General features: G+C 39.2%; 14 protein-coding genes. 10 read left to right on the top strand and 4 right to left on the bottom strand.

Features of this window, described 5'->3' with window-relative positions:
* Nucleotides 1-155 precede the first annotated feature (155 nt).
* On the bottom strand, nt 156-1247 hold the full coding sequence (gene aroB / locus RHO15_09350; GenBank protein WVD63665.1) for a 3-dehydroquinate synthase: 1092 nt from the start codon (nt 1245-1247) through the stop codon (nt 156-158).
* Nucleotides 1248-1406: 159 nt separating this feature from the next.
* Here aroB and RHO15_09345 point away from each other — a divergent pair, with 159 nt between their 5' ends.
* From RHO15_09345 to RHO15_09335, 3 genes are all read left to right on the top strand, one after another.
* Nucleotides 1407-3026 (top strand): NAD+ synthase, encoded by a 1620-nt coding sequence (locus RHO15_09345; protein ID WVD63664.1) that lies wholly within the window; start codon nt 1407-1409, stop codon nt 3024-3026.
* Nucleotides 3027-3109: 83 nt separating this feature from the next.
* Entirely contained in the window at nt 3110-3448 is a 339-nt protein-coding gene (gene glnB / locus RHO15_09340) for a nitrogen regulatory protein P-II (GenBank protein ID WVD63663.1), read from the top strand.
* Between the two features lie 517 nt (nt 3449-3965).
* Nucleotides 3966-4526, top strand: coding sequence for a TfoX/Sxy family DNA transformation protein (locus RHO15_09335; protein WVD63662.1), 561 nt, complete (start codon nt 3966-3968; stop codon nt 4524-4526).
* Between the two features lie 70 nt (nt 4527-4596).
* Here the strand turns inward: RHO15_09335 and rhlB are convergent, their stop codons facing one another.
* Nucleotides 4597-5838 (bottom strand): ATP-dependent RNA helicase RhlB, encoded by a 1242-nt coding sequence (rhlB, locus tag RHO15_09330; protein ID WVD63661.1) that lies wholly within the window; start codon nt 5836-5838, stop codon nt 4597-4599.
* Between the two features lie 155 nt (nt 5839-5993).
* Here rhlB and trxA point away from each other — a divergent pair, with 155 nt between their 5' ends.
* The 5 genes from trxA to nrdG all read left to right on the top strand — a co-directional run bounded on the left by trxA (nt 5994) and on the right by nrdG (nt 12729).
* On the top strand, nt 5994-6320 hold the full coding sequence (gene trxA, locus RHO15_09325) for a thioredoxin TrxA (GenBank protein ID WVD63660.1): 327 nt from the start codon (nt 5994-5996) through the stop codon (nt 6318-6320).
* A gap of 278 nt (nt 6321-6598) precedes the next feature.
* The gene (rho, locus tag RHO15_09320; protein WVD63659.1) at nt 6599-7861 is read left to right on the top strand and encodes a transcription termination factor Rho; all 1263 of its coding nucleotides are present in this window, start codon (nt 6599-6601) and stop codon (nt 7859-7861) included.
* Between the two features lie 485 nt (nt 7862-8346).
* The gene (gene gndA / locus RHO15_09315; GenBank protein ID WVD63658.1) at nt 8347-9753 is read left to right on the top strand and encodes an NADP-dependent phosphogluconate dehydrogenase; all 1407 of its coding nucleotides are present in this window, start codon (nt 8347-8349) and stop codon (nt 9751-9753) included.
* Between the two features lie 299 nt (nt 9754-10052).
* A complete protein-coding gene (gene nrdD / locus RHO15_09310) occupies nt 10053-12188 on the top strand; it encodes an anaerobic ribonucleoside-triphosphate reductase (GenBank protein ID WVD63657.1) in 2136 nt (711 codons plus the stop codon).
* A 73-nt stretch (nt 12189-12261) separates the two neighbouring features.
* Entirely contained in the window at nt 12262-12729 is a 468-nt protein-coding gene (gene nrdG, locus RHO15_09305) for an anaerobic ribonucleoside-triphosphate reductase-activating protein (GenBank protein ID WVD63656.1), read from the top strand.
* Nucleotides 12730-12791: 62 nt separating this feature from the next.
* On the opposite strand, the gene can is transcribed toward nrdG, so the two are convergent.
* Together can and RHO15_09295 are read right to left on the bottom strand one after the other, a co-directional pair.
* Entirely contained in the window at nt 12792-13463 is a 672-nt protein-coding gene (gene can, locus RHO15_09300; GenBank protein ID WVD63655.1) for a carbonate dehydratase, read from the bottom strand.
* A 35-nt stretch (nt 13464-13498) separates the two neighbouring features.
* On the bottom strand, nt 13499-13927 hold the full coding sequence (locus tag RHO15_09295) for an NUDIX domain-containing protein (GenBank protein WVD63654.1): 429 nt from the start codon (nt 13925-13927) through the stop codon (nt 13499-13501).
* Nucleotides 13928-14030: 103 nt separating this feature from the next.
* Here RHO15_09295 and RHO15_09290 point away from each other — a divergent pair, with 103 nt between their 5' ends.
* Nucleotides 14031-14963: an ABC transporter ATP-binding protein gene (locus RHO15_09290; protein WVD63653.1), complete on the top strand. Its 933-nt coding sequence runs from the start codon at nt 14031-14033 to the stop codon at nt 14961-14963.
* Nucleotides 14956-15726 carry an ABC transporter permease gene (locus RHO15_09285; protein WVD63652.1) on the top strand — a complete coding sequence of 257 codons (771 nt, stop codon included), beginning with the start codon at nt 14956-14958 and terminating at the stop codon, nt 15724-15726. Before RHO15_09290 ends, RHO15_09285 begins: the two co-directional genes overlap by 8 nt.
* Nucleotides 15727-15758 lie beyond the last annotated feature (32 nt).

The raw sequence follows: 15758 nt of genomic DNA, 5'->3' as shown, positions 1-15758 counted from the left end.
GATGTGATAAAGGTGCGACTTTACTGATCAAGTTATTGATTTTCAGTATCTATCAAATTTTAAAGTCAACGCGATTGCTGGTGTCTCATGGTGCGGCTGAGCATCAGTTTGATATTTCGCCAGAGCCCTCTAACATGAGCCTCTGGCTTACAATATTAAACCCGAGATATGGCTGCTAAGACGACAGCGTGATCGATACCCTCTCTAATTTCAGCCTGGCCAATAGCCGTAGGTAATACTAAACGAAGTTTATCGGAGATCACTTTCTTATCTCGTAGCATATGCGGTAAATAAGCCTTTGCATCCATCTGCTTAGGTCGCTGTGTCGGCAGATTGGCCCGGCTTAACAGCTGCTTTATTCTCTCGATATCGACAGGCGTGATTAATCCGAGTATTTCAGCAGTTTGTGCTGCCATCAATGTGCCTACTGAAACAGCTTCGCCATGTAACCATTGGCCATAACCGAGCTCTGCCTCAATAGCATGGCCAAATGTATGGCCTAAATTTAAAATAGCGCGGATACCTAGCTCATTTTCATCTTGTGCAACAATGTGTGCTTTAAGTTCACAGCAACGGTGAATACAGTAGGAGAGCGCCTTAGGATCAAGATTGATCAATTGGTCGATATTGTTTTCAAGCCAGGCAAAAAACGTGTTATCCAAAATAATGCCATATTTGATGACTTCAGCCAGACCCGCTGAAAGTTCTCTTGCGGGTAACGTTTTCAGACTATCAGTATCAATCACGACGGATTGCGGTTGATAAAATGCGCCAATCATATTTTTACCCAGCGGATGATTAACGCCGGTCTTTCCCCCTACAGAGGAGTCAACTTGTGACAATAACGTAGTGGGTACTTGTATAAATTGAATTCCACGCTGATAGCAGGCTGCAGCAAATCCGGCCATATCGCCAATCACACCGCCACCAAGCGCAACAATGATTGATTTCCGGGTATGATTTTTCTCTAGCAGGGCCGTCATAATCTGCTGCCAAACGGCTACTGTTTTATACTGCTCACCATCAGGCAGGCAGAAGTGATCAACTATAATATGATGCTGAGTGAGTGTTGAGGTCACTTGTGCCAGATAATAAGGTGCAATGGTCTGATTGGTGACAATCAAGACTCTTTGCCCAGCAGACAGCCCAAATGGACCGATATCATCAAATAGACCACGACCAATATGGATAGGGTAACTGCGCTCTGCAAGTGTCACTATCAGCTGTTTTTCGATTTTCATTGTCATAATTTTGCTCTATCAATAGTTTTTCTAATACTGTTATAACTGACAATGTTATAACTCTCAAGCTTTCTCTTTAACATTGCGACAAAAAAGTAGCTGCTGCCATGAGAATGATTTAAACTGACAGTTTAATTTGATCAGTTTACAAACGAGTAATAAGTTATGACGTTGTCTATCGCTTTGGCGCAGAAAAATTGGCATGTCGGTGATATTGAAGGGAATGTGGCCAGCATTTTGCAGGAGATTAAAGCGCAGTCACATTGTGATATGGTTGTGTTTTCCGAACTGGCATTATGTGGTTATCCGCCTGAGGATTTAATCTTTAGAAAAGATTTTCAGCAGCGCTGTGAATCACAATTAAATCTCATTCAGGCTGCAACTCAGGACTGTGCGGTGATAGTCGGTCATCCAACCTGGCAGGCGGGCGTAATTTATAATTCGTTATCTTTTTTTTACCAAGGCCAGCGTCTGGCCCTTTATCATAAACAGCAGCTAGCAAATTATGATGTGTTTGATGAAAAACGTTATTTTCAGGTGGGGCACACTGATGGCATCGTTGAGTTTAAGGGCGTTCGTTTAGGGTTGCTTATCTGTGAAGACTTATGGCAAGATGCACCCGTTGAGCAGCTAAAATTGCATCAGATTGATATGCTTATTTCAATCAATGCTTCACCTTATGACGAGCAAAAAGCGGCCCAACGCCTACAGTTAATGGCTAAACAAGCGCAAAAATTATCCGTGCCAATTGTTTATGTAAATCAGGTTGGTGGTCAGGACGAGCTGATTTTTGACGGCCACTCATTTGTTTGTAGTGAAAAGGGGATGCCGGTTTTTTCCATGGAGAGCTTTGTAGAAAAAACCGCTATCGTCAAATTTAATCCTCAATTAACCGTCAGTAATCCGACCGATGAAAAGCACTATCTTAACGATAATCGGTGCGCAGATATTTATGATGCACTAGTATTATCGGTACGTGATTATGTCAAAAAAAATGGTTTTGAGGGCATTGTACTGGGATTATCTGGCGGTATTGATTCTGCACTGACCTTAGCCATTGCAGTTGATGCGTTAGGCAAAGATAAAGCGCAAGCGGTGATGATGCCCTTTCGGTATACCGCTGATATCAGTATTGCCGATGCCAGAGAAGAGGCGGAATTATTAGGCGTAGAATTTGATATCATCTCGATCGAACCGATGTTCGACGCCTTTATGACTCAACTTACGCCGGTGTTTGCCGGTACCGAGAAAGATACCACTGAAGAGAATTTACAAGCCCGTTGTCGAGGCGTTATTTTAATGGCGCTGTCGAATAAACGGCGCCGTCTGGTGTTGACCACGGGTAATAAAAGTGAGATGTCGGTTGGTTATGCCACCTTATATGGTGATATGGCTGGTGGGTTTGATGTGCTAAAAGATGTGCCTAAAACATTAGTATTTGCGTTATCACGTTTTCGCAATACCCGCTCTTATGTGATCCCTGAGCGTGTGATTATCCGGCCGCCTTCAGCAGAACTTGCACCAGATCAAAAAGATGAGGATAGCTTACCGCCTTATGATGTTTTGGATGGTATTTTGCGGGGATATATTGAACAAGATTTATCGGTTGAAGCGTTAGTTGTGCAGGGATATGACCGACAAACGGTGCTGCGTGTCATCAAACTGGTCAATATAAATGAATATAAAAGACGCCAATCGGCGATTGGCCCTAAAATTACTGTACGCAATTTGGGCAAAGGAAGACGTTATCCCATCACTTCCGGATTTGGTTATAAAAACGGCTAATAATGACTGATGAACGATCATGGCGTTATTAATGAATAACGAAGATAGGCTATTTATTGAATTATTTTGTAGAGGAATTTTTTATGAAAAAGATTGAAGCAATCATTAAACCATTTAAATTGGATGATATCCGTGAAGCTCTTGCGGAACAGGGCATTACTGGTATGACGGTGACTGAGGTAAAAGGGTTTGGTCGCCAGAAAGGACATACTGAACTTTATCGTGGCGCTGAATATATGGTCGATTTCTTACCTAAAGTCAAAATTGAAGTAGTTATTCCTGACGATATTGTTGATATGTGTATCGAGACTATCATCAATACAGCCCAAACCGGTAAGATTGGTGATGGAAAGATTTTTGTTTATGATGTTGAACAAGTTATCCGAATTCGTACTGGTGAAATGGACGAAGCCGCAATTTAGTGATTGGAGGTAAAAAGGTCTTATGATGGCTTTTATACCGCTAACAATTTTTTACTCATAAAAATTGTTTCTTTATCGATAGTTAAGTCTTGTTTTATCTGTTTTTTTTATCAAAAATAGACAATTTTAGATTCATTAATTGTCTATTTTGCCTCAATATCAATGCCGTTTTATACTTGCTGCATAAGCATTCAATAATTTTCATTGGTTCACTCAATCATCATCTTGCCAACTCAGATCCCGATATTTTTTGTGGCGATGATGGCTCATTTTATTTAATCAATTTATTTTATCAATATTGGCCTACTTCATTACCTCAATTTTCTGACAATTCGTAGATTAATTGGAATCTATCTCGAAAAATTTGAACGAAAAAGCACGATCGCTTCTTTTTTGCTCATTTTTAGGGTAAATTCCATAATAAAAGATAAGTCTTGGGTATAATTTAAGGGGAGTGCTAATGGGGATCGTAGAATCGAAGAAAATAACAAACAAATTACTCAAAAAATACCATTATTTGGGAAATTTATCATCACGTTCTATGTTTGGTGGATATGGCATTTTACTTGATAATGTGATGTTTGCATGGGTGTTTAGTGATAATCTTTATTTGCGAGCTAACGCATCTTTTCTCGCTGTTTTTACTGATTTGCAGATGCTACCGCTCAGTTTATCTACCGGCGGATTTTCAAAGTTGTTACACTATTATTGCGTATCAGAAACAATCTGGAAAAACAGTGTTTTACTCGAAAAACTACTTCGTTTATCAATTAGTGGTGCATTTGAAGATAAAAAAATCAAATTGAGTCTTAAGGAGAATCGTCTTAAAGATTTACCTAATATGACGCTCTCATTGGAACGTTTATTGATACAAATTGGTATTGTTAATATAAACCAATTGAAAAATGATGGTGCGCTTAAAGTTTATTATCGGCTAAAGCAGCGTAATAACAATATATCGATAAATGTGCTATATATTCTATTTGCCGCGATAAATGGCTATCATGTTGCGGTACTTTCAGATGAGCAAAAAGAACATTTAAGAACACAATTTATGCAGCTATATCCAGAGGGATAAGCTGATATTTGAAGATATTCACGCATCATTTAGATGCGTGAATATTTAAAGGACTTATAAAGATATGCTGCTAAGCGTTATTCGTTTTTCTACGACGATTATTATAATGTCTACGGAAAGGTTTCACGGTTGGTAAGTCGGTGAGTAGCGCGTCGGCATTATATTGACTGACGGTAATCGGATGACCAATATACTCTTCAATCGCGGGCAAATTCATCGCATATTGCTCACAAGCGAGTGAGATAGAGTGCCCTAATGTGCCAGCTCGGCCCGTTCGGCCAATTCGATGGACATAGTCTTTAAAATCATCAGGTAGATCATAGTTAAATACGTGTGTGACGTCAGGAATATGTAATCCTCTGGCTGCGACATCCGTTGCGACCAGAATATCGAGATGGCCGTTGGTGAAGTCTTCTAAAATCTGTAGACGTTTTTTCTGTGCAATATCACCGGTGAGTAATCCAACACGATGATGATCCGCAATCAAATTTCGCCAAATCAGTTCGCAAGTTACCTTGGTATTGGCAAAAATAATACATCTATCAGGCCACTCTTCTTCGATTAAGGTTTGTAATAAAGGCAGTTTATCTTCATTTGACGGGAAGAATAGCTCTTCTTTAATACGATGGCCGGTTTTTTGTTCTGGTTCAATCTCAACATATTCAGGATTATTCATATGCTCAAAGGCAAGTTCTTTCACATTATGAGACAGTGTTGCCGAAAAAAGCATGGTTAAACGTTGTGATGGTGGTGTTACATGTCTAAAGATCCAACGAATGTCACGAATAAAGCCTAAATCAAACATGCGATCAGCTTCATCGAGTACCATTACCTGAATTGCGCTTAGATCGACATAATTTTGCTTTGCATAATCAATTAATCGCCCTGTTGTGGCAATGAGAATATCGACACCTGCAGCGAGTACTTTTAATTGCTTATCGTAACCATCACCACCATAAGCGAGACCTAATTTGATGTTGGTCTCGTCGGCCAGAAACTTAGCATCATTATAGATTTGTACAACCAACTCTCGGGTTGGCGCGATAATAATGGCTCTTGGTTGATTAATTTGACGATCAGGTAGAGCTGGATGATTAAGCAGAAACTGAAACGTTGAGGTTAAAAACGCCATCGTTTTACCCGTTCCGGTTTGTCCTTGCGCAGCAATATCTTTATTATTTAAGCTATGAGGTAACGATTGCGCTTGAATTGGCGTACAATAATCAAATCCGCGTTTAGTTAAAGCTTGGATAATTAATGGATGAAGCCCAAATTCTGAGAATTTTTTATCGGTTAAGTATGCTTGTGTCATAAATATTGCTTGATATCCCTAATGCCGGTTGATTTTGTTTAATCGTACAAAAATTATTTAGCAATTATTTCTATTAGAATAATTGATAGCAGTGTATATAAATTTATCTTAATATGAACATATTAACATGAAAGAATAAATTTATGGGAGATTTTATGAGTAACAATATCGTTTCTTTAACTGATGATAGTTTTGATACCACTATATCACAATCGAGTACGCCGGTTTTAGTTGATTTTTGGGCTGAATGGTGTGGTCCTTGTAAAATGATTGCTCCAATTCTCGAGGAAGTTGCTCAGGAATATACCGGTAAAGTGGTAATTGCTAAATTAAATATCGATCAAAATCCAAATACTGCACCTAAATTTGGTATTCGCGGTATCCCAACGCTACTTTTGTTCAAAAATGGTAGTGTGGTAGCGACGCAAGTTGGCGCATTATCAAAGTCTCAACTAAAAGCATTTATCGATAGCCATTTATAGTAGACCTAAAAAATAGGACGGACTCGTTTCTCAGTCCGTTCTATTTATCTTAACTTATCGTTAAATCTCAACAATTTTTCGTTTTTTTATTCTATTACTAGACATCTGGTAATAAACTATGTATATTTATACTCCAAATTTAAATAAGGCATCCTTGTCTATTTGACTGTATAAACACAGTCTATTAAATATCTCCTATCTTTTTGGGGATTTATCTAAATATCAATCTAGACAACAACATATCAAAACTTATCTCTCAACCTCAAGAATCTTTAATTATGAATCTTACTGAATTAAAAAACAAACCGGTTTCTGAATTAGTCACCTTAGGTGAAAAAACAATGGGGCTGGAAAATTTAGCCCGCTTAAGAAAACAGGATATTATCTTCTCTATCCTCAAACAACATGCAAAAAGTGGCGAAGATATTTTTGGTGATGGCGTGTTAGAGATATTGCAAGATGGATTTGGTTTTCTTCGCTCTTCTGATAGCTCATATCTTGCTGGTCCTGATGATATCTATGTATCTCCAAGTCAAATTCGTCGTTTCAACCTTCGTACCGGTGATACTATTTCCGGTAAAATTAGACCACCAAAAGAGGGTGAGCGTTATTTCGCATTATTAAAAGTTAACGAAGTTAATCACGATAAGCCCGAAGATGCGCGTAACAAAATTCTATTTGAAAATCTCACGCCACTCCATGCTAATATTCGCTTAAGAATGGAACGAGGCAATGGTTCAACCGAGGACTTAACTGCTCGCGTATTAGATTTAGCTTCACCGATTGGTCGAGGCCAGCGTGGTTTAATCGTCGCGCCGCCAAAAGCCGGTAAAACGATGTTGCTACAAAATATCGCGCAAAGCATTGCGTTTAATTACCCTGAATGTGAATTAATGGTGTTATTAATTGATGAGCGTCCAGAAGAAGTCACCGAAATGCAGCGTCTGGTGAAAGGTGAGGTGATTGCTTCTACGTTTGATGAACCCGCTTCTCGTCATGTCCAGGTCGCTGAAATGGTGATTGAAAAAGCCAAGCGTCTCGTTGAGCATAAAAAAGATGTGATCATTTTGCTCGATTCAATTACCCGTTTAGCACGTGCTTATAATACTGTCGTTCCTGCTTCAGGTAAAATTCTAACCGGTGGTGTGGATGCGAATGCACTACATAGACCAAAACGCTTTTTTGGTGCAGCGCGTAATGTTGAAGAGGGCGGCAGCTTAACGATTATTGCTACTGCATTAGTCGATACAGGTTCAAAAATGGATGAAGTGATTTATGAGGAGTTTAAAGGTACCGGTAATATGGAACTTCATCTTTCTCGTAAAATTGCTGAAAAACGTGTATTTCCGGCGATTGACTTTAATCGTTCTGGTACTCGTAAAGAAGAGTTGATGACTTCTCCTGATGAGTTACAAAAAATGTGGATCTTACGTAAAATTCTCCATCCTATGGGTGAGATTGAAGCAATGGAATTCTTAATTGGTAAATTGGCAATGACCAAAACCAACGAAGAGTTTTTTGATATGATGAAACGTTCTTAATTTAGTCATGAGCTATGACGATGTACTTTGCTCGTGGAGTGAAGATATTGTTGTCTAAACTCAGTTTGATTAAGTAATATAAAAATAGGGGACTTGTCCTCTATTTTTTCAACTATCAGATTTTGATTTGAAACCGATTACGGTTAGCTCAATACGGATACTGAGGTCTCATTTTTCGGGATAAGTTAACTTGATTGAGAAGATGTTAACGTATTTTTGCGTGTGGCAAAGTGAATAGACAAAGATAGTTGGTTGTTTTTCGGATACGTTATAATCTTTACCAGCTATTACGGTATTAACTATCATCAATAGTATCTATTAATCCAATCATCTTTTAGATAACCTGTTGAATTTTCTGATTTTAAATAAAAGTGCCTTTACTTAGCACTTTTTTTCGTTTTTTAAATATAATATGATGCAAAATAACCATTTATTTTCGTCAACTATTGTGAGTTGCTGATACAAATTATTTTAAGGAGCTTTTTATGTCGAAACAACATATTGGTGTCATTGGCATGGCGGTCATGGGGCGTAATCTGGCCCTGAATATTGAAAGCCGTGGTTACACTGTTTCTATCTACAACCGTTCAAGAGATAAAACGGATGAAGTCATGGCGCAGCACCCAGATAAAAAACTGGTTCCTTATTATTCGATGCAAGATTTTGTGGATTCATTAGAGAAGCCCCGCCGTGTGCTTATTATGGTTCAAGCAGGTAAGGGCACTGATGCGGTCATTAATGAGCTAAAATCAATATTAGATAAAGGTGATATTATTATCGATGGGGGTAATGCTTATTTCCCGGATACGATTCGTCGTAATATTGAATTATCAAACGATGGTTTTAACTTTATCGGTACGGGGGTATCTGGTGGTGAAGAGGGCGCATTAAAAGGTCCATCGATTATGCCTGGTGGTCAAAAAGAAGCCTATGATTTAGTTGCACCAATTTTGGAGCAGATTGCCGCCAAAGTAAATGGTGAACCTTGTGTAACCTATATTGGTTCGGATGGTGCAGGTCACTATGTGAAGATGGTTCATAATGGTATTGAATATGGTGATATGCAGCTTATTGCAGAAAGTTATTCTGTCTTAAAACATATTGCCGGCCTAAGTAATGATGAACTCGCGTCGGTATTTAGCGAGTGGAATAAAGGCGAGTTAGACAGTTACTTAATTGAAATTACTGCAGATATTTTCCGCAAAAAAGATCCAGAAACGGGTGAATACTTAGTTGATCTGATTGTTGATGCTGCTGGCAATAAAGGCACCGGTAAATGGACCAGCCAAAACGCACTTGATTTAGGTGAGCCACTATCACTCATTACCGAATCAGTCTTTGCTCGTTATATCTCGGCAATCAAATCACAGCGTGTTGCGGCATCTAAAGAGTTGTCAGGTCCAAAAGTCAATTATCAAGGTGATAAGCAAGCCCTGGTTGAGAAAGTGCGTAAAGCACTCTATATGGGTAAAATTATCTCTTATGCGCAAGGTTTTGCACAACTAAAATCAGCTTCACAACATTATCACTGGAATCTGAATTATGGTGAGATTGCCAAAATTTTCCGTGCTGGTTGTATCATTCGTGCGCAGTTCCTGCAAAAAATTACTGACGCCTATAACCAACAGACCGATGTGGTTAATCTACTCTTAACCCCTTACTTTAAAAAGACGGTTGAAGATTATCAACAATCACTCCGTGATGTCGTTGGTTTAGCGGTACAAAATGGTATTCCGGTACCGACGCTTTCTGCAGCAATTGCCTACTATGATAGTTATCGTGCGGCGGTATTACCGGCAAATCTGATTCAGGCGCAGCGTGACTATTTTGGTGCACATACTTATCAGCGTACTGATAAAGAAGGCACGTTCCATACTGAGTGGATGGAATAATCGATTGACTGATTTATAATTACGCAATTAATCATTATCACCCAGACGAGAAAACCGCTTTAGTTTTTTTATTCTGGGTGATTTTTTTGTCCAATTTTCTCTATTTAATTAAAGTACTTATCAAAATAGCCGTATTTTTTCTCTTCAATATTATTTTCTGGTGATAACTTTTCTCTCAATATTGTCCGCCAATAAATAGATGAAATATTTTCATAAATCCTATATATTGTGTCAATAATTTATTACATCACTATATATTGTAATTTTTGTTTATTTTTTAGGAATAGAAGGGACCTGTTATGCCTGTTGTGATTAAAAGAGATGGATGTCAGACTGCATTTAATGAGAGTCGCATCCGCGATGCTATTATGAAGGCCGCAGTCGCTGCAAATGTGAATGACACGGACTATTGTGCCTCAGTTGCTCGTGTCGTCACCAATCAAATGTCTGAATTTGATAGTGTTGACATTGGTGATATTCAAAACTCAGTCGAAAATCAGTTGATGGCTGGTCCTTATAAAAAACTGGCACGAACTTATATTGAATACCGTCATGATAGAGATCGTGTTCGTGAACAACGCAGCCGCTTAAATCAAGATATTAAAGGGTTGATTGAGCAGAGCAATGTGGCGATTTTAAATGAAAACGCCAACAAAGATAGTAAAGTGATTCCGACCCAGCGCGATTTATTAGCCGGTATTGTCGCGAAACATTATGCCAAACAATATTTATTACCCAAAGAGATTTCTCGCGCACATGATCTTGGCCAGATTCACTACCATGATCTAGATTATGCGCCGTTTTTCCCTATGTTTAACTGTATGTTAATTGATTTAGAAGGGATGCTAAAGAACGGCTTTAAAATGGGTAATGCTGAAATTGAAACGCCAAAATCGATCTCAACGGCCACCGCGGTTACGGCGCAAATTATAGCGCAAGTTGCCAGCCATATTTATGGTGGAACAACAATCAACCGTATTGATGAAGTGCTGGCTGAGTTTGTCACTAAAAGTTATCACAAACATCTTGAAGTCGCCAAAGAGTGGCAAGTGCCGGATATCGAAAAGTATGCTAAATCCAGAACAGAAAAAGAGTGTTATGACGCATTTCAGTCACTGGAATATGAAGTCAACACGCTGCACACTGCTAATGGTCAGACGCCTTTTGTCACCTTCGGTTTTGGCTTAGGTACTAGTTGGGAATCTCGTCTGATTCAGGCCTCTATTTTGAAAGTGCGTATCCATGGTTTAGGTAAAAATCATAAGACCGCGGTATTCCCTAAATTAGTTTTTGCCATTAAAGATGGCACCAATCATAAAGCCGGTGATATTAACTATGATATCAAACAGCTGGCTTTAGAGTGCGCCTCTAAAAGAATGTATCCTGATATTCTTAATTATGAGCAAGTTGTTGAAGTGACGGGTTCATTTAAAACCCCAATGGGATGCAGAAGTTTTCTGGGGACTTATGAAGAGAATGGCCAGCTTGTTCACGAAGGACGCAATAATCTAGGTGTGATAAGTTTGAATCTACCGCGAATTGCACTTGAAGCCAAAGGGGATGAAGCGCGTTTCTGGCAAATCTTAGATAAACGTCTATCACTCGCCAAAACCGCTTTAATGACGCGGATAACGCGCCTGGAAAATGTTAAAGCCCGTGTTGCGCCTATTCTTTATATGGAAGGCGCATGTGGTGTGCGTTTAAAAGAGGATGATTGTGTCGTTGATATCTTCAAAAATGGCCGTGCATCTATCTCATTAGGTTATATCGGGATCCATGAAGCATTGCAGGCGTTATATGGCAATCAGACACACCCTTTTGATAGCGAGCAGCTGAGAGAAAAAGGGGTTTTGATTGTGCAGCGACTACGCGATGCGGTTGAGCAGTGGAAGAAAGAAACGGGATATGGTTTTAGCTTATATAGTACGCCGAGTGAAAATCTTTGTGATCGCTTTTGCCGTCTTGATGCGGCTGAATTTGGCGTCATTACAGGGGTAACGGATAAAGGTTACTATACCAATAGTTTCCATTTGGATGTTGAGAAAAAAGTGAATCCTTATGAGAAGATTGATTTTGAAAAACCTTATCCTTCCATCGCGAGTGGTGGGTTTATCTGTTATGGCGAATATCCTAACATGCAAAATAATGTCAAAGCGTTAGAGGATGTTTGGGATTATAGTTATACTCGGGTGCCTTATTATGGAACCAATACCCCTATAGATGAGTGCTATGAGTGTGGTTATGCTGGCGAATTTGAATGTACCAGCAAGGGTTTTACCTGTCCAAAATGTGGCAATCATGATTCAAGCAAAGTGTCTGTTACCCGTCGTGTTTGTGGCTATTTAGGCAGCCCTGATGCAAGACCGTTTAATGCCGGCAAGCAAGAGGAAGTCAAACGTCGGGTTAAACATCTGTCTAATGGGCAATTAGGATAGTGTTATGTCAGCCAAACCATTTTATGACCTAAGATGGTTTTGTCTGAATAGGCTTTTCTAATGAGAAGATGAGATGAATTATCATAAATACTATTCTGTTGACGTGGTAAATGGTCCCGGTACACGCTGTAGTCTATTTGTTGCCGGTTGTGTGCATCAATGTCGCGGTTGCTATAATCAAAGTACCTGGCCTGTTAATTCGGGTCATCCTTTTACGCAGGCGCTTGAGGATCAAATCATTCATGAGTTGCAAGATACCGAGATTAACCGGCAGGGATTATCTTTATCCGGCGGTGATCCACTCCATCCGCAAAATATTGCCGCGGTCTTAAAACTAGTCACCAGAGTAAAACAAGAGTGCAAAAACAAAGATATTTGGCTTTGGACAGGTTATAAACTCGATGAGCTCAGTGCTGATCAGCTGCAAGTCGTTAAATTTATCGATGTGCTGGTGGATGGTAAATTTGAGCAAGCACTCTCTGATGCTGCGCTAGTTTGGCGTGGTAGCAGCAATCAGATTATTCACTATTTTAAAGACTAAGTCATACTGTTATTACATGATCAAACGTAATAACAGTATGTCAGATACTTGTATTACTCACTTTAATTTTTTTCATCCACTACATTATGGGATTGAAATAGCGTTGAAATAGCTTCACGATAGTGAATCTCTAAGCTTTCAGGGCTGAATGAACTAATCTTTAAATCGGTAATTCGGCCGTTATTAATCCCATAGACCCAGCCATGAATTTTGACATTCTGACCGCGTTTCCAGGCTGATTGAATAATCGTTGAGTGGCCTAAGTTATAAACTTGTTCAATAACATTAATTTCGCACAGGATATCCAAACGCTGCTCTTGAGGAAACTCGCCTAAAACCGAGCTGTAGCGGAACCATAGATCGCGGATATGCAATAACCAGTTATTGATCAGTCCAAGATCGGGATTTTCTACCGCAGCACGGATACCGCCACAGCCTAAATGGCCACAGACAATAATATCTTCAACTTCTAAGACATCAACAGCATATTGAACCACTGACAGGCAATTGAGGTCGGTGTGAATCACCAGATTGGCTACATTTCGATGGACAAACAGTTCGCCGGGTTCAAGATGAGTTAACGTTTCTGCAGGAACTCGGCTATCTGAACAACCGATCCATAAAAATTTAGGTTTTTGATCTTTGGATAAGCGATTAAAAAAGTTTGGGTTATCTAAGATAACGCTATCTGACCAGTCATGATTACTTTGGATTAGATCATAAATTTTCTTCATAGTTACGCGTTCTTTTAAAATAAATAGGTTTTAGTTTATTCAGATGAACAACAAATATTGTTTTCAATGATCGGAATTATCGTGTTTAATGTAAGTGGCGCCAGTTTAAGTTTTTTAGCATCCGCTATTGTGACCCATTGAACCTCTTCTATTTCAGCTGCAGCAGTGATTGGATATTGCTCGGTTGTCATATAAAATAGATCGGCAATCACATTATGATTAGGTTCATTAGCTGCGGGAGCAGTATGCTGACCAAGATATCTTAACTGGTTCGGTTTAACCGTTAATATTAATTCTTCTTGTAATTCTCGAATCGCAGCTTCAAGCGCGGATTCGGCAGGTTCAATTTTACCACCTGCTTGCATAAAATAGGTAGACCCTTTTTTTCTTACAAGTAAAATTTGATGGAAAGGATTAGTAATAATAACGGCAGCTATCCGGATAACCGGAATTTTTGCATTCATAGATTGGGCTTCTCAGATAAGAACAAAGCAAAATTACGCTATTGCGTATTTTTAAAATCAGCCTAAGGTTATAATGAATAGGATCACATATCAAGGATTTTTTATGTCAAATTATGCACTTGAATTAGTCGGGCTTCGTAAAAAATATCATAACGGTGTTGAAGCACTGAAAGGAATCAATCTCACGGTTGCTGCCGGTGATTTTTACGCGTTACTGGGACCTAATGGTGCGGGTAAGTCAACGACGATTGGCATTATCAGCTCGCTTGTCACAAAAACGGCAGGTAAAGTCAGTATTTTTGGCTATGATTTAGATACCGACTTAGTGAATGCTAAGCGTCAATTAGGCCTGGTACCACAAGAATTTAATTTCAATCCTTTTGAAACTGTACTGCAAATTGTGGTTAATCAAGCTGGTTACTACGGCATCTCTCGTTCGAAAGCGCTGACAAAAGCAGAAGAGTATCTCAAATTGCTTGATTTATGGAATAAAAAAGATGTTCAAGCGAGAACATTATCGGGCGGTATGAAACGTCGTTTAATGATTGCACGAGCGTTAATCCATGAACCTAAACTGCTAATTTTAGATGAGCCGACTGCGGGGGTTGATATTGAACTACGCCGCTCTATGTGGGACTTTTTACGACAGCTTAATCAGCAAGGTATCACGATTATCCTAACGACTCATTATCTGGAGGAGGCGGAGATGCTTTGCCGTCATATTGGGATTATTAGTAACGGGCTGTTGATTGAAAATACGTCGATGCGCGATCTACTCTCTAAAATGCAGTCGGAAACCTTTGTTTTCGATTTTATCCCTGCAACGACTAAACCTGAATTAATCGGTTATAACACTAAACTGATTGAACCTGGTGTTATTGAGGTTGATGTGATGCGAAATCAGGGACTTAATCAATTATTTAACTTGTTTGAGAAACAAAACATGCAGATTTTAAGTATGCGTAATAAAAGTAATCGATTAGAGGAACTCTTCATCCATTTAGTCGCTGATGCTCAAGGAGAACAACATGACTAAATTATATTGGACTGCCTTATGCAGTATTTGGCGAAAAGAGATCACTCGATTTCTAAGAATTTGGGTACAAACACTGGTGCCACCAGTGATTACGATGTCTCTCTATTTTGTGATTTTTGGTAACCTGATTGGTCATCGCATTGGGGATATGCATGGAGTGAGTTATATTCAGTTTATCGTACCAGGACTGATTATGATGGCTGTGATCACCAACGCTTATACCAATGTCTGCTCCTCTTTTTTTAGTGCTAAATTTCAGCGCAATATCGAAGAGTTATTAGTTGCGCCGGTTCCAACCCATATCATTATCGCAGGTTATGTTGGCGGTGGGGTTGCACGAGGGGTTTTAATCGGGATCATTGTGACGCTGGTGTCTTTACTGTTTGTCTCGTTTGAAGTACATTCGTGGCTGGTGGTTGTGTTTACCTTACTGATGACAGCGATTCTATTTTCACTGGCCGGATTATTAAATGCAGTTTATGCTAAAACCTTTGATGATATTAGTATTATCCCGACTTTTGTATTAACGCCGCTCACTTATCTTGGCGGGGTGTTCTACTCGTTATCTTTATTGCCAACAGTATGGCAATGGATTTCAAAGTTTAATCCGATTGTTTACATGATAAATGGTTTTCGTTTTGGTTTTTTGGGCATGAGTGATGTCTCGTTGCCGATGACCTTTTCAATTCTGTCGCTTTTTGTATTGGTATTGTATGTCGTTGTCTGGCGATTAATTGAAAAAGGTAAAGGATTACGCAGCTAATCGGATAAGTATTATTTGATTGATCAATGTGG

The sequence above is a fragment of the Orbaceae bacterium lpD01 genome (genome assembly GCA_036251705.1).
Classification (GTDB): domain Bacteria; phylum Pseudomonadota; class Gammaproteobacteria; order Enterobacterales; family Orbaceae; genus Utexia; species Utexia brackfieldae.
This window is presented reverse-complemented; position numbering and strand designations above follow the sequence as displayed.

What these genes read in the sequence shown, in the direction of transcription:
- aroB (WVD63665.1), bottom strand. Translation starts at nt 1,247, where the DNA reads ATGACAATGAAAATCGAAAAACAGCTGATAGTGACACTTGCAGAGCGC.
- RHO15_09345 (WVD63664.1), top strand. Translation starts at nt 1,407, where the DNA reads ATGACGTTGTCTATCGCTTTGGCGCAGAAAAATTGGCATGTCGGTGAT.
- glnB (WVD63663.1), top strand. Translation starts at nt 3,110, where the DNA reads ATGAAAAAGATTGAAGCAATCATTAAACCATTTAAATTGGATGATATC.
- rhlB (WVD63661.1), bottom strand. Translation starts at nt 5,838, where the DNA reads ATGACACAAGCATACTTAACCGATAAAAAATTCTCAGAATTTGGGCTT.
- trxA (WVD63660.1), top strand. Translation starts at nt 5,994, where the DNA reads ATGAGTAACAATATCGTTTCTTTAACTGATGATAGTTTTGATACCACT.
- rho (WVD63659.1), top strand. Translation starts at nt 6,599, where the DNA reads ATGAATCTTACTGAATTAAAAAACAAACCGGTTTCTGAATTAGTCACC.
- gndA (WVD63658.1), top strand. Translation starts at nt 8,347, where the DNA reads ATGTCGAAACAACATATTGGTGTCATTGGCATGGCGGTCATGGGGCGT.
- nrdD (WVD63657.1), top strand. Translation starts at nt 10,053, where the DNA reads ATGCCTGTTGTGATTAAAAGAGATGGATGTCAGACTGCATTTAATGAG.
- nrdG (WVD63656.1), top strand. Translation starts at nt 12,262, where the DNA reads ATGAATTATCATAAATACTATTCTGTTGACGTGGTAAATGGTCCCGGT.
- can (WVD63655.1), bottom strand. Translation starts at nt 13,463, where the DNA reads ATGAAGAAAATTTATGATCTAATCCAAAGTAATCATGACTGGTCAGAT.
- RHO15_09295 (WVD63654.1), bottom strand. Translation starts at nt 13,927, where the DNA reads ATGAATGCAAAAATTCCGGTTATCCGGATAGCTGCCGTTATTATTACT.
- RHO15_09290 (WVD63653.1), top strand. Translation starts at nt 14,031, where the DNA reads ATGTCAAATTATGCACTTGAATTAGTCGGGCTTCGTAAAAAATATCAT.
- RHO15_09285 (WVD63652.1), top strand. Translation starts at nt 14,956, where the DNA reads ATGACTAAATTATATTGGACTGCCTTATGCAGTATTTGGCGAAAAGAG.